The 12,223-nt window shown below is 58.0% G+C and carries 13 protein-coding genes; 3 read left to right on the top strand and 10 right to left on the bottom strand.

Annotated elements, in window-relative coordinates; translation table 11 throughout:
- Positions 1–174: 174 nt before the first annotated feature.
- The 8 genes from P8O11_RS13405 to irr all read right to left on the bottom strand — a co-directional run bounded on the left by P8O11_RS13405 (position 175) and on the right by irr (position 7,652).
- Positions 175–507 (bottom strand): metalloregulator ArsR/SmtB family transcription factor, encoded by a 333-nt coding sequence (locus tag P8O11_RS13405; protein WP_177170614.1) that lies wholly within the window; start codon positions 505–507, stop codon positions 175–177.
- Positions 508–561: 54 nt separating this feature from the next.
- Positions 562–1,794 carry a mandelate racemase/muconate lactonizing enzyme family protein gene (locus P8O11_RS13400; protein ID WP_300294920.1) on the bottom strand — a complete coding sequence of 411 codons (1,233 nt, stop codon included), beginning with the start codon at positions 1,792–1,794 and terminating at the stop codon, positions 562–564.
- Positions 1,795–1,824: 30 nt separating this feature from the next.
- Positions 1,825–2,817 (bottom strand): TauD/TfdA family dioxygenase, encoded by a 993-nt coding sequence (locus P8O11_RS13395; RefSeq protein ID WP_300294919.1) that lies wholly within the window; start codon positions 2,815–2,817, stop codon positions 1,825–1,827.
- A gap of 19 nt (positions 2,818–2,836) precedes the next feature.
- Complete coding sequence (locus P8O11_RS13390) at positions 2,837–3,919, bottom strand: Zn-dependent alcohol dehydrogenase (RefSeq protein ID WP_300294918.1); 1,083 nt, start codon at positions 3,917–3,919, stop codon at positions 2,837–2,839.
- A 68-nt stretch (positions 3,920–3,987) separates the two neighbouring features.
- Complete coding sequence (locus P8O11_RS13385) at positions 3,988–5,208, bottom strand: TCR/Tet family MFS transporter (RefSeq protein WP_300294917.1); 1,221 nt, start codon at positions 5,206–5,208, stop codon at positions 3,988–3,990.
- Positions 5,209–5,282: 74 nt separating this feature from the next.
- Positions 5,283–5,885 (bottom strand): superoxide dismutase, encoded by a 603-nt coding sequence (locus P8O11_RS13380; RefSeq protein ID WP_300294916.1) that lies wholly within the window; start codon positions 5,883–5,885, stop codon positions 5,283–5,285.
- Positions 5,886–6,132: 247 nt separating this feature from the next.
- Entirely contained in the window at positions 6,133–7,122 is a 990-nt protein-coding gene (locus P8O11_RS13375) for an NADPH:quinone reductase (RefSeq protein WP_300294915.1), read from the bottom strand.
- 101 nt (positions 7,123–7,223) lie between these two features.
- Positions 7,224–7,652, bottom strand: a complete 429-nt coding sequence (irr, locus tag P8O11_RS13370; protein WP_300294914.1) for a Fur family transcriptional regulator Irr — start codon at positions 7,650–7,652, stop codon at positions 7,224–7,226.
- Between the two features lie 207 nt (positions 7,653–7,859).
- On the opposite strand from irr, the gene fabA reads away from it, so the two are divergent.
- From fabA to P8O11_RS13355, 3 genes are all read left to right on the top strand, one after another.
- Positions 7,860–8,369 carry a bifunctional 3-hydroxydecanoyl-ACP dehydratase/trans-2-decenoyl-ACP isomerase gene (gene fabA / locus P8O11_RS13365; RefSeq protein WP_300294913.1) on the top strand — a complete coding sequence of 170 codons (510 nt, stop codon included), beginning with the start codon at positions 7,860–7,862 and terminating at the stop codon, positions 8,367–8,369.
- 272 nt (positions 8,370–8,641) lie between these two features.
- Positions 8,642–9,871: a beta-ketoacyl-ACP synthase I gene (gene fabB, locus P8O11_RS13360; protein WP_300294912.1), complete on the top strand. Its 1,230-nt coding sequence runs from the start codon at positions 8,642–8,644 to the stop codon at positions 9,869–9,871.
- On the top strand, positions 9,868–10,665 hold the full coding sequence (locus P8O11_RS13355; RefSeq protein ID WP_300294911.1) for an enoyl-ACP reductase: 798 nt from the start codon (positions 9,868–9,870) through the stop codon (positions 10,663–10,665). The genes fabB and P8O11_RS13355 overlap by 4 nt, the downstream gene beginning before the upstream one ends.
- A gap of 269 nt (positions 10,666–10,934) precedes the next feature.
- On the opposite strand, the gene trmB is transcribed toward P8O11_RS13355, so the two are convergent.
- Both trmB and P8O11_RS13345 read right to left on the bottom strand, forming a co-directional pair.
- Complete coding sequence (gene trmB, locus P8O11_RS13350) at positions 10,935–11,669, bottom strand: tRNA (guanosine(46)-N7)-methyltransferase TrmB (RefSeq protein WP_300294910.1); 735 nt, start codon at positions 11,667–11,669, stop codon at positions 10,935–10,937.
- 100 nt (positions 11,670–11,769) lie between these two features.
- Positions 11,770–12,223 (bottom strand): methionine adenosyltransferase domain-containing protein (locus tag P8O11_RS13345; RefSeq protein ID WP_300294909.1); only part of this gene is annotated, 454 nt, incomplete at its 5' end.

Raw genomic sequence — 12,223 nt, 5'->3', positions numbered from 1 at the left:
AACTGAGTGTAGGTTAACGAGGCTGAGCGTGTGGAGAAAGCGCTTAAGGGCCCTATTAAATTGAATGACACCTAGAAATCTTTAGTAGATAAATATGAGAGCAGCTGACTTCTAATCAGCAGGTTGAGGGTTCGATTCCTTCCGGGATCGCCATATATGCGCGCAATATCCAGTCTAGCGACATGTCGCTCCGCTTGGCGCGCAAAAGAGACGGTAGAGCATTGAGATGACTTCGGCCGTTTTGTCGTCGGCCAGCGCATAAAAGATAGTTTTTCCTTCACGGCGGGTCGTTACCAGCCCGTCATCGCGCAAACGGGCGAGCATCTGGCTCACGGCTGCTTGGCGCAGATCTAAGAGTTGCTCTAGTTCACCAACTGATTTTTCACCTGAGCCCAAGTGGCACAAGATCATGAGCCGGCCTTCATGGGCCAGTGTTTTAAGATAGGTTGCCGCATCCGAGGCGTTTTGGGCCATTTCGGTCGGCGGGGTCGGGTTGGCTTGTAACATCGGTTTCTCACATCGGTTTGCGCCGACATATCATAGGCTGCAAGTTTTGGCGAGTTAGTGCGATGTCGCAGGAGCACCACCTTGAAAATTGTTGCCATTTTGATAGTCGCAAGGCTCTTCGCGCATTTCCAGATGTAGCCCTTCACCGCGATAGGGGTGCGCGCGTGCCAAGTCTTCATCCACATCAATGCCAAGGCCGGGGGCCTCCGATAGGCGCACAAAGCCGTTTTCGACACGGATCGAGCTTCGGATAAGCGCATCGTGAAAGTCGGTCTCGATGGTTTCGGCAATGAGTAGATTTGGAATTGAGGTGGCGAGATGCAGGTTTGCGGCCCATTCTACAGGCCCTGCGTATAGATGTGGGGCCATTTGGGCGTTGTAGCATTCGGCCATGGCGGCGACTTTCTTCATTTCCCAGATGCCGCCGGCACGGCCCAAGGCGGGCTGCAAGATTTCGGCGGCCCCTGCGCGCAAGACAGCGCCAAACTCGGCTTTTGTTGTCATGCGCTCGCCTGTGGCCACCGGAATGCGCACATTGCGCGCGACACGTGCCATATCTTCGATATTATCGGGAGGGGTTGGTTCCTCGTACCAGAGTGGCGAATATGGCTCTAGCGCCTGGCCAAGGCGGATGGCACCGCCTGTGTTGAACTGGCCATGTGTTCCAAACAAAAGATCGGCCTTGTCGCCTACAGCCTCGCGGATGGCTTTACAAAAGGCGACAGACATCGAGATATCGCTCATCGCAGGCATATGGCCGCCGCGGAGCGTGTATGGGCCTGCGGGGTCAAACTTCACGGCGGTGTATCCGCGTTCGACACAATCTAGCGCGCTTTCGGCTGCGGCGTCCGGGTCTGTCCAGAAGGTGTCCATATCGTGATATGGCAGCGGGTAGAGGTATGTGTAGGTGCGGATGCGATCGTTCATGCGTCCGCCGAGCAGGGCATAGACTGGGCGATTTCGCGCTTTGCCAAGAATGTCCCAGCAGGCAATTTCAAGGCCCGAGAACGCGCCCATGACGGTCAAATCGGGGCGCTGTGTGAAGCCTGAGGAATAGACGCGGCGGAACATGAGCTCGATATTCTCGGGGTTTTCGCCTTCCATGTGGCGGGCGAAAACATCCTCAATGACGGCGCGCATGGCGTCGGGGCCAACGGAGCTTGCATAGCATTCGCCCCAGCCGACAATGCCTGTGTCTGTCGTGACTTTGACGAGGATCCAGTAGCGTCCGCCCCAGCCAGGAGCAGGGGGGGCTGTCACGATGATATCGAGGTCTTTGAGATGCATAGGGTTGGCTCCTTAATTGGCGGGAGAATTCTAAGGGATTGTTTCAAGGGCGGTGAGGCTGGCAAGCAGACTGTTTTTATCGGCAAAAGCACGTTGCGCCGTGTGGCTATCTTTTGTGTCCCGCAAAATTCGTGTGTTTTCGATGACCAGTGCTTCGCCTTCTTTTAGCGTGACACTGATCTGCATTTCGGGGCTATCCACGAGTTCTGAAAAGTGGCGGTAGGCGCGATAATAGACTTCCATCTGCTCGAACGGAACGTCTGTAAGTGGTGCCGCGGATTGGGGTGCAAAACGGATGGCGGCAATTGTGCCTTCTGGCAAAAGTGAGACGATTGGAACTCGGGCTGTGAAGGGGCGTCCTGTCTGGTCTGCAAACACAAAGCTTGCGGAGTGATGGGCGAGGGCGGCAAAGCCTTCAGGGTCTTCGTTTTTGAGCCTTATGGCGCAGGCGAAGCCGTCAGACAGGTGTACTGTGCATTCCTCTTCATCTTTCGCGCACGTAATGATTTCCAAGTTTAGTTCAGGCGCTCTGCAGTCATTCTCATCGGACGGCACAGCACACTCAGCGGGCGTAAAGATATCAATGATCTCGTGTACAGGGCCCGCAGTTTCAGTGACTTTTGCGAGGCCGTAACTGCGGATCGCGTCGAGCCAGCTCAACTGAGTAGCTTCATAAGCTTTAAGGGCAGGGAATGGCGCTGTGGGCATGGCAGCTTTGATGGTGCTGCCCCACGGCGTACTGCCTGCAGGCATATGGCCCACAGAGCGCTCTTTGGGCGTGTCGTAGGCGTGATCCTTTAGCCATTTGAGTGAGAAAGAGAGCGGCGTGCAGTCCGGCGCGAAGGTCAGTGCGACGCTGTCGTCAACTATGTTGGCCGTGAGCAGACGAATGTCATTGAGAGGGGCGGCCAGCGCGGGGGTGCGCTGGCTTGATGGGGCATTGTCAGCAAGCCAAACTGCATGAAAACGTTGGCCATTGACGCGTAAAACGCGGCCTTCATTCTCGATCAGATGGTCTGGCATGAGCTTGCCCTTTCTACGTTTAAAAGACGATGACGTTGCGCTTGGCTGCGCCTGTCTTTGTGTCGGCGATGGCTTCGTTGATCTGCTCCAACGTCCAGCGGTTCGAGATCAACTCGTCAAGCTTTAGGCGACCCTGGCCGTAGAGGTCTACCATCCAAGGAATATCGCGCTGGATCACGGTGTCTCCCATTTTGGAACCAATCATGGACTGGCCAACAGCGGCAAAATTGCCCGCTTCATAGCTTGAGGCAGCACCAGTGGCAGGCATGCCGACCATGATAACCTTGCCGCCGTAGGCGAGATAGCGGGGGGCTTCATCATAGGCGCGGGCTGCGCCGACTGTGACAAGCACAGCATCCGCGCCGCGGCCCATGGCCTCTTTGGCCGCACGCCATGGGTTTTCTTTTGTGGCGAGAACGCCATCTGTTGCGCCGAATTGGCGGGCGACGTCGAGCTTGTCTTCACTCATATCTACAGCAACGATGCGCCGTGCACCTGCGATACGCGCGCCCTGAATGGCGTTAAGCCCTACACCGCCTGCACCAATGACGACAACGTCCTGCCCTGCGCGTAGCTGAGCTGCATTGACCACTGCGCCAACGCCCGTGATCACCCCGCAAGAAATAAGCGAGGCGGCGTCTTTGGGCATATCTTCAGGGATGACAACGATCTGGCTTTGATCGACAACGACTTTCTCGGCAAAGGCACCGCAGGCCATGGCCTGATGCAGCTTGCCGCCATCGGATGTTTTGAGAGGGCCGTGGTCGCCATCATAGGGTGTTTGGCAGATTGTCGGCTTGCCGCCTGCGCAAGAAGGACACGTCCCGCAAGCGCGGATCAGAGTCACAATGACGCTATCCCCTGTGGTGAAGCCTTTGACGCCCTCTCCCAGGGCTGTGATGCGCCCAGCCGCCTCATGGCCATACACTGCAGGCAGTGAGCCGCCCCACGCGCCATCAGCGTAGGAAATGTCGGAGTGACAAATCGCCACTGCATCGAGCGTGACTTCGACTTCGCCACCTTGAGGTGCGCGGAGCTTTACGTTTTCTATTGTTAGGGGTTTGCCGAATTCGTGACAAACGGCGGCTTTGATTGTGCTCATGTGGCTCTCCCAGTTTGGGAGAGCCTGACAACTCTGGGCACGGCCTGCAAGTCTGAATGACGACGTCCTTACGTCGCGTTTTGGATTTGGCGGGCTGATTTATCGGTGATGTAGAGGATCAAGGCAAATCCCATGATGAGCGCGGCCAAAAGGAAGGGGGCGCCGGGCAGGTAGAAGCCAGCATCCTGACGGGAGAAATGGGCGAACGTCTGGGTCATGATGACGGGAGACAGTATCATTGAGAGCGAGGAGAGCGAGCCAAGCACGCCTTGTAACTCGCCCTGGGCATTGTCTGGTACGGCTTGTGAGAGTGTGCCTTGTAGCGCGGGCATTGCGATGGCGCCGAGGGAGAAGAAGGGTATTAGCCAGAGCAGCAATGTTCCATTGGTGATAAAGGTCAGCAAAAGGAACGAGGCGATGCTGGAACACATGCCCAGCATCACAGCGCGGCGTGGTCCGAGCCGGCGGATGGCGGGACGGACCAGAACGCCTTGGGCGAAGGCAAAGCCGATACCGTAGAGACCAAGGCTTAGCCCGATGGTGCTCGCGGGCCATGAAAAACGCTCGGCGCCGAAATAGGCCCAGACGGCGGGGTAAACATGGGTTGCGATGTTAAAAAAGAAGAACACCGGAAGGAGCAGCTTGAGCCCGTCAAGGCGGGCAACCGAGCGCAGCGCACCGAAGGGATTGGCGCGGCGCCATTCAAAGGCGCGCGCTTTGGCGGCTGTGATTGTCTCACGCAGCACAAAAAAACCGAGCGCAGCATTTGCGAGTGCTAGCGCGGCGGCGGCCCAGAAGGGCGCGCGCGTGCCGTAATCTGCCAACAGGCCGCCCAAAACAGGACCAATCACAAAGCCGATGCCAAAGCCCGCGCCGATCAGCCCAAACCGCGCAGCTTTTTCATGTGGCGCGGAGACATCGGCCATATAGGCCATGGCGGTGCTATGCGTGGCTGCTGTGATGCCGCCGATGATGCGCCCTGCGAGCAAAAGCCAGATTGAACCTGCCAAAGCCATCACAACATAATCAGCGACCATGACCAAAAGGCTAACGAGCAGGACGGGGCGCCGCCCAAAGCTGTCAGAGAGCGCCCCAAGGACGGGTGAGAAGAGAAACTGCATGACTGCGAAAGAGGTGGCCAGAATGCCGCCCCATATGGCGGCCTTGCCGATGTTGCCGCCGTGAACCTCTTGGATCAATTCGGGCATCACCGGCACAATGAGGCCGATGCCCATGGCGTCGATGACAACAGTCATGACGATGAAAAAGACGGGGAGGCGAGAGTGCATAATAGGCTTTCTAAGGCAAAACGCCCCACAAGGTCAGCTTGCAGGGCGTTTGAAAAGTATTTTTTTACAGGGGCTTAGCCAAGGCGGCTGGCCACGTTTTCCCAGTTCACCAGATTGTCGAGGAAGTTGGTGAGGTAGGCTGGGCGCTTGTTGCGGAAATCGATGTAGTAGCTGTGCTCCCAAACATCGCAGCCAAGGAGAGCTGTTTGACCAAGGCAAAGCGGGTTCACGCCGTTTTCTGTCTTGGTGACCGCAAGTGAGCCGTCAGCGTTTTTCACGAGCCAGCACCAGCCTGAGCCGAACTGGCCTGCGCCTGCGGCCGAGAAGTCTTCTTTGAATTTGTCGACCGAACCGAAGCTCTCGGTGATGGCTTTCTCAAGCTCGCTTGGCATCGCTGATTTGGTTGGGCTCATCATCTGCCAGAACTCGTTGTGGTTCCACAACTGGCTGATATTGTTGAAAATACCGTTCTGAGCGACAGAGGATTTGTCGTAGGTTCCTGTGATGATATCCTCAAGGCTTTTGCCGTCCCATTCGGTGCCTGCGATGAGCTTGTTGCCGTTGTCGACATAGGCTTTGTGGTGCAGATCGTGGTGGTATTCGAGGGTCTCGGCAGACATGCCGTGAGCGGCGAGCGCGTCGTGAGCGTACGGTAGATCTGGAAGTTCAAAAGCCATGGAAAGTCCCCTTTGGAGTTCGCGTTTATCTTGGGTTTAGATGGGGGTGAAGCGGTCCGAAGGTCAAGGGGCAGAGGGCAAAAAAGCACAAATTTCACCACCGTCCCGCAGGGTTAACGCGGCTTTGAAGGGGCCAAAACAGGGGGGGTGAAAAGCGTGCACAACCCGTGCACAACCCGTGCACCGCCTGAATCCCGCTTTCCTTAAGGCTTTATTCAGTAAAGGCAGCGCACGTCGTGCGCCGCACTTAGGCGGTCTTAACCAAGATTGCGCCGTAGCGATGGGCGGCCTCAACCGCCTCGTGGGCTTTGGCTGTGTCTTCGAGTTCGTAGATTTTGTGGACCCGTGCGGTGAGCGCGCCCTCGGCCAAGGCGCGGTGAATATGATCAATCGCAACAGCGCGCTCGGGGGCGGGCAGGATATAGATCAGCGCGATGTCGATTGTGATCGCTTTGAAGAGAAGCGGGCCAAACGGCAGCGTCGGGGCCATGTTTACGGCGGAGCCATAGGCGGCGATGGTTCCACAAGGGGCCATGACGGTGGCGAGTGTGTTTATGTTTGCGCCGAACTCGCATTCGATAGCACGGTAAATCAGATTGCCTGACGTGGCTTGCAGGATGTCGTCGGCCAGCGTGGGCGAGCGGTGATCAAGCACGAGATCTGCACCTGCCGCTTGAGCTTGGTCCGTGGATGGGCCCGCTGAGGCCGTGGCGATGACACGCGCGCCTGCCCATTTGGCGAGTTGCACGGCCATGAAGCCGACAGACCCGCCGCCGCCAGACACGAGCAGTGTCTTGCCCTCGACCGAGCCGCCGCCGAACACGCAATGCGCCGCTGTGAGCGCGGGGATGCCAAGACTGGCGCCCGTTTCAAAGCTATGATCTTCGAGCGGCACGGCCTGAGCGGCGGGCAGGGCGATATACTCAGCGCAGGTGCCAAAGGGGCGCTGCCACTGGCCGTTCCAGATCCAGACCCGCTCGCCGACGCGGGACGGCGGGACGCCTGCGCCGACGGCCTCAATCACGCCTGAGCCATCAGAGTGGGGAATGATCTGGGGGAAGGGTGGCTTTGGCACGCCGGGCCTGCCACCTGCGCGGGCCTTAACATCTGACGGGTTTACGCCAGAGAGCGCGAGGCGCACGAGGACTTCGCCAGCTTTGGCTGTGGGGGTTTCAACCTCTGTGAGGCTGAGGGCTTCGGCGGCGGGGCCGAAAGCGGAGTAGGTGATGGCGCGCATAATGTTCTCTCCCTGATTTTGAGGGAGTTGTGCGGCAGCGTTGGGGGAGGGTCAAGGCGGGCCGTTACGTCGCAGACTTGGCCAAAGCGTTGGGCGCTAGTTTAGATGCGGCGTAGACGAATGACCACATCGACGCTCGCAATCTCGGCGTCTTGGGGCGCGCTGGGCAGATTTGTGATCTCCATGCGCTCTGTGGAGGCATCGGTGAGCTCGCCTGTGTCTTCCCAGAAGAAATGGGGGTGCTCTGATGTGTTGGTATCAAAGTAGCTTTTGGAGCCATCCACGGTGATTTCGTGCATGAGGCCTGCGTCACAAAACGCGCGGAGGGTATTGTAGACCGTGGCGAGCGAAACTGTTTCGCTGATGTCTTTTGAGGCGTCAAAGAGGCTTTCGGCTGTGACATGGCGGTGCTTGCCATCGCCCATGAGAAGCTCGGCCAAGGCAAGGCGCTGGCGCGTTGGGCGCAGGCCCTTGGCCGCGAGCCACTTTGTACTGCGCTCTTTGGGCGTGGTGGCGTTTGGCAATGTCATGCGCGCGTTTTGTCCTCAATGGTGCGCCCTGAGCGGCGCGTCCTTGCGTCAATATAGGGCAAAAACCATGGTGCTTTCAAGACATAGTGCGAATGCTTCGCAACTTGGAGGGAGCGCCGCGACGTCCGGCGCTCTTGCAAGGCCCTTGAGCAGGGTGCTAGAGGAGATTGAACGCTATGATATCAAGACAGAAAGGCGGCTCTTCCTATGGCCCAATACCCCAGCAGTTTTGACCGAGACGATTTGCTCAAATGCGCCCGCGGCGAGCTTTTTGGCGAGGGAAATGCGCAACTTCCCGAACCGCCAATGCTTATGATGGATCGGATCACCGAGATTTCGGAAGATGGCGGGGAGCACGGCAAGGGCCATGTGATTGCCGAGTTTGATATCAAACCTGATCTTTGGTTCTTTGACTGCCACTTCCCCGGCAATCCGATCATGCCCGGCTGTTTGGGTCTTGATGGTTTGTGGCAGCTGACGGGCTTTAACCTCGGCTGGCGCGGCTGGCTTGGGCGTGGCTATGCGCTGGGTGTGGGCGAAGTGAAGCTCACGGGGATGGTGCGCCCTGACCGCAAGATGCTGACGTATCGTGTGAATTTCACCAAGGCGATCCAGACGCGCCGCCTCACGATGGGTGTTGCGGACGGGATTGTCGAAGCGGATGGCGAAGTGATCTATCAAGTCAAAGACATGAAGGTTGCGCTCAGCGAGAGCTGAGGCGGCCCAGAGTTGAGATAGAAAAGAGGCCTTCGGGCCTCTTTTTTGTTGCGCTGTTTTGTTCTGGGCTGTTTGGCGCTGAGGGTGTCTGCTCCCAAAGCCATGGAAGCGGTCTTTTGCGATTGGAGCCGCCTGCTTGAGGGACTTTGCATGCGTCGCCACGGTCGTTGGTGCGCCGCGCCTCGGCCCGTGGACGCGCAGGGCTTCAACCGATCTTGCACTTTCCCCTCCCAATGCCCTAGAAAAGCTTAAGCAAAGCAATAGGAGGCCACATGCGTCGAGTAGTTGTCACAGGGTTGGGGGTTGTGTCCTCCATCGGGAATAACGCCGAGGAGGTGCTTACCTCCCTGAAGGCGGGCACATCGGGGATTACCTTTAACGAGGATATGGCCGAGCATGGATTTCGGAGCCGTATTGCTGGAAATGTGAAGCTGAATGTGGCGGATCATGTTGATAAGCGCACGCTGCGCTTTATGGGGCCAGGGGCGGCTTATGCGCATATTGCGATGGGACAGGCGATTGCGGATGCAGGGCTTGAGCAGAGTGATGTGATCAACGAGCGCACGGGTCTTGTGGCGGGCTCTGGCGGGCCTTCGACGAGCGCTATGCTTGCGGCGCATCAGGCTGTGCTGAGTTCTGGTGCGACCAAGCGGATCGGGCCTTTTGCTGTCCCCAAGACCATGTGTTCGACTGTCTCGGCGAACCTTTCGACGGCCTATCAAATCAAGGGGATCAACTATTCGATCACCTCGGCCTGCTCGACAAGTCTGCACTGCATCGGCAATGCGGCAGAGCAGATCATGATGGGCAAGCAGGACATCATGTTTGCTGGTGGTGGCGAAGAGCTTGACTGGACACTGTCGTGCCTCTTTGACGCTATGGGCGCGATGAGCAGCAAGTATAACGACACGCCTGAGCGCGCGAGCCGCGCTTTTGATGCCAACCGTGACGGTTTTGTCATTGGTGGCGGCGGCGGTATCCTTGTGCTCGAAGAGCTGAGCCATGCTTTGGCGCGCGGCGCGAAGATTTATGCGGAAGTAACGGGATATGGCGCGACCTCGGACGGGGCCGACATGGTTGCACCGTCGGGCGAAGGCGGGATGCGGGCGATGAAGCTTGCGCTGTCGACGCTGCCTGAGGGATGCCAAGTGGACTATATCAATGCGCATGGCACATCGACGCCTGTGGGCGATGTGGGTGAAGTGGAAGCGGTGCGAGCGGTCTTTGAGGGGATCAAACAGCCAGTGATCAGCTCTACCAAGTCGATGACGGGGCACTCGCAGGGCGCGACGGGCGCGCAGGAGGCGATTTATTGTCTGCTGTCACTGGAGCATGATTTCATCATTCCGAGCATCAACGTGGAAACGCTCGACCCTGCCATTCGCGACGGCGAGATTGCTGTGAAGCGTGTCGACAACGCGGGGCTTGATAGCGTTATGACCAACTCCTTCGGCTTTGGTGGCACGAATGGATCGATGATTTTGTCTAAATTTAAGGGATGACGCATATGGGCGCTATGACAGGAAAACGCGGGCTGATTATGGGCGTCGCGAATGAGCGCTCTATCGCTTGGGGCATTGCCAAAGCGATGGCAGAGGCGGGCGCGGAGCTGGCGTTTACCTATCAGGGCGAGGCTTTTGGCAAGCGGCTTGAGCCACTGGCCGCCTCTGTGGGCAGTGACTTTATGGTGGATGTCGATGTGACGGATGATGCGTCACTGGATGCGGCTTTTGGCGAGCTTCAGGCGCGCTGGGGGACACTTGATTTTGTGGTTCATGCCATTGCTTACAGTGACAAAAACGAGCTGACGGGGCGGATCCTCAACACCAGCCGTGACAACTTCAAGAACTCGATGGATATCTCGGCTTATTCCTTCATCGAAGTTGCGCGGCGCGCGCATCCGATGATGGAAGAGAACGGCGGCACGCTTTTGACGCTGACTTATATGGGCTCGACGAGGGTCACTCCGAACTACAACGTCATGGGTGTCGCCAAGGCGGCTTTGGAAGCCACGGTGCGCTATCTTGCCAATGATCTGGGGCGCGAGGGCATTCGTGTGAATGCGATTTCACCCGGCCCGATGAAGACGCTTGCGGGCGCTGCGATTGGCGGGGCGCGGGCGACTTTTAAGCACACTGATAAGAACGCACCGCTGGGTAGCAATGCCACGCTGGAGGCGGTGGGCGGCACGGCTGTGTATCTGGCTTCTGATGCTGGGGCTTGCACCACAGGCGAGATCATCCGTGTTGATGGGGGCTTTCATGTCTTGGGGATGCCGCAGCAAGAGAACCTGTAGGGTTCCAATTTGTGAGGTAAATCCTGGTGTGGCGAGGCGCGTGGCCACTGGCTATTGCGCACCTAAAGGTCTGATGAGCGCTTCAGAATTTTCTAGAAATATGAAGAGTGTTTACTGTTTGTTAAGTCATGGGCGGTAAGTAAGAAGCACGTCACAGGCTGAGAACCGATGGGCGTTTTAGTAAGTCGCCCCGTCGGTTTGTTCAGTGTCGGTTCATGTGGTTTCGAGTTTAGACGGGGCGCATCTTCTTATACGCATGTGGTTTTGACTTAGAGCTTGCGGAAGGTGAGATAGTGCGGTGTACGCCCCTCTCGGTGTGCCTTTTGCTCATAGCGGGTTGATATCCAGTCCTGCCAAGGCGTGCGCCAGTCTTCTGCACTTTCAGCGAGCCATTCAAAGCCTGCACGCGGCACTTCTTCCAGCGTTTGGCGCACATAATCTTCGATATCAGTGGCGACACGGAAAATGGCCCCTTGCTTGAGCTTGGCAGCCAATGGAACAAGGTGTTCTTGCGTTACAAAGCGGCGGCGATGGTGGCGCTTTTTGGGCCAAGGGTCTGGATAGAGCAGGAAGGCGCGCGAGAGGCTCGCGTCGGGCAGCACATCAAACATATCGCGAGCGTCCCCTGCATGGATGCGGATGTTGTCTGTTTGGGCTTTGCGGATTTTGCCGAGCAACATTGCGACGCCGTTGATATAGGGCTCGCAGCCGATAAAGCCGACGTCAGGATTTTGTTCGGCTTGATGCACCATGTGCTCGCCACCACCAAAGCCAATTTCGAGCCAGATGTCACGGTCGCCGAAGACGGCGGGCAGATCGAGCGCGTGGCGCTCGGGGTTTTCCTCCCAGCTCACCGCACCAGGGGAGAGGGCCGCAAGGTCTTCCTCAAGGTAGCCTTCCTGGGACGGGCGGAGGCCCTTGCCTTTGAAACGGCCATAGAAATTGCGCCATGGGGCGCCAGAAGGATGGTTTGCGGGGGGATTTTCGGGTGTGTTATTGCTCATGGGCGCGCTTTAGCGCGAAAGGCGCGGGCACGCAATATGGGGCCAGCCATAGAAAAAGGCGCGGGGGGGGCCTCCCGCGCCTTTCTGGCTGGTTTTGTCCTTAGACCGCGGCTTTGAGGGCTGCGGCGAGATCAGTGCGTTCCCATGAGAAGCCGCCGTCTGCCTCTGGTGCGCGGCCGAAGTGGCCGTAGGCTGCTGTGCGCTCATAGATCGGCTTGTTGAGCGACAGGTGCTGGCGGATGCCGCGTGGCGTTAGGTCCATGCATTGGGCGATGGCGCGCTCGATGGCGGCGTCTTCGACTTGGCCTGTACCGTGGGTGTCGACGTAGATCGACAGGGGCTTGCTGACGCCGATGGCATAGCTGAGCTGCAGTGTGCAGCGGCTGGCCATGCCCGATGCGACCACGTTTTTGGCCAGGTAGCGCGCGGCATAGGCTGCGGAGCGGTCAACTTTTGTCGGGTCTTTGCCAGAGAACGCGCCGCCGCCGTGGGGGGCTGCGCCGCCATAGGAATCGACGATGATTTTGCGCCCTGTGAGGCCAGCGTCACCATCA

It is taken from the genome of Lentibacter sp. (genome assembly GCF_029254145.1).
Classification (GTDB): domain Bacteria; phylum Pseudomonadota; class Alphaproteobacteria; order Rhodobacterales; family Rhodobacteraceae; genus Lentibacter.
Note: the sequence above shows the minus strand (reverse complement) of the source record. Positions and strands in the feature narration are given on the sequence as shown.

Coding starts and splice junctions, on each gene's coding strand:
- P8O11_RS13355 (WP_300294911.1), top strand. CDS start 9,868: ATGACGCATATGGGCGCTATGACAGGAAAACGCGGGCTGATTATGGGC.
- P8O11_RS13380 (WP_300294916.1), bottom strand. CDS start 5,885: ATGGCTTTTGAACTTCCAGATCTACCGTACGCTCACGACGCGCTCGCC.
- irr (WP_300294914.1), bottom strand. CDS start 7,652: ATGACATTGCCAAACGCCACCACGCCCAAAGAGCGCAGTACAAAGTGG.
- fabB (WP_300294912.1), top strand. CDS start 8,642: ATGCGTCGAGTAGTTGTCACAGGGTTGGGGGTTGTGTCCTCCATCGGG.
- P8O11_RS13395 (WP_300294919.1), bottom strand. CDS start 2,817: ATGCCAGACCATCTGATCGAGAATGAAGGCCGCGTTTTACGCGTCAAT.
- P8O11_RS13390 (WP_300294918.1), bottom strand. CDS start 3,919: ATGAGCACAATCAAAGCCGCCGTTTGTCACGAATTCGGCAAACCCCTA.
- P8O11_RS13405 (WP_177170614.1), bottom strand. CDS start 507: ATGTTACAAGCCAACCCGACCCCGCCGACCGAAATGGCCCAAAACGCC.
- fabA (WP_300294913.1), top strand. CDS start 7,860: ATGGCCCAATACCCCAGCAGTTTTGACCGAGACGATTTGCTCAAATGC.
- trmB (WP_300294910.1), bottom strand. CDS start 11,669: ATGAGCAATAACACACCCGAAAATCCCCCCGCAAACCATCCTTCTGGC.
- P8O11_RS13385 (WP_300294917.1), bottom strand. CDS start 5,208: ATGCACTCTCGCCTCCCCGTCTTTTTCATCGTCATGACTGTTGTCATC.
- P8O11_RS13375 (WP_300294915.1), bottom strand. CDS start 7,122: ATGCGCGCCATCACCTACTCCGCTTTCGGCCCCGCCGCCGAAGCCCTC.
- P8O11_RS13400 (WP_300294920.1), bottom strand. CDS start 1,794: ATGCATCTCAAAGACCTCGATATCATCGTGACAGCCCCCCCTGCTCCT.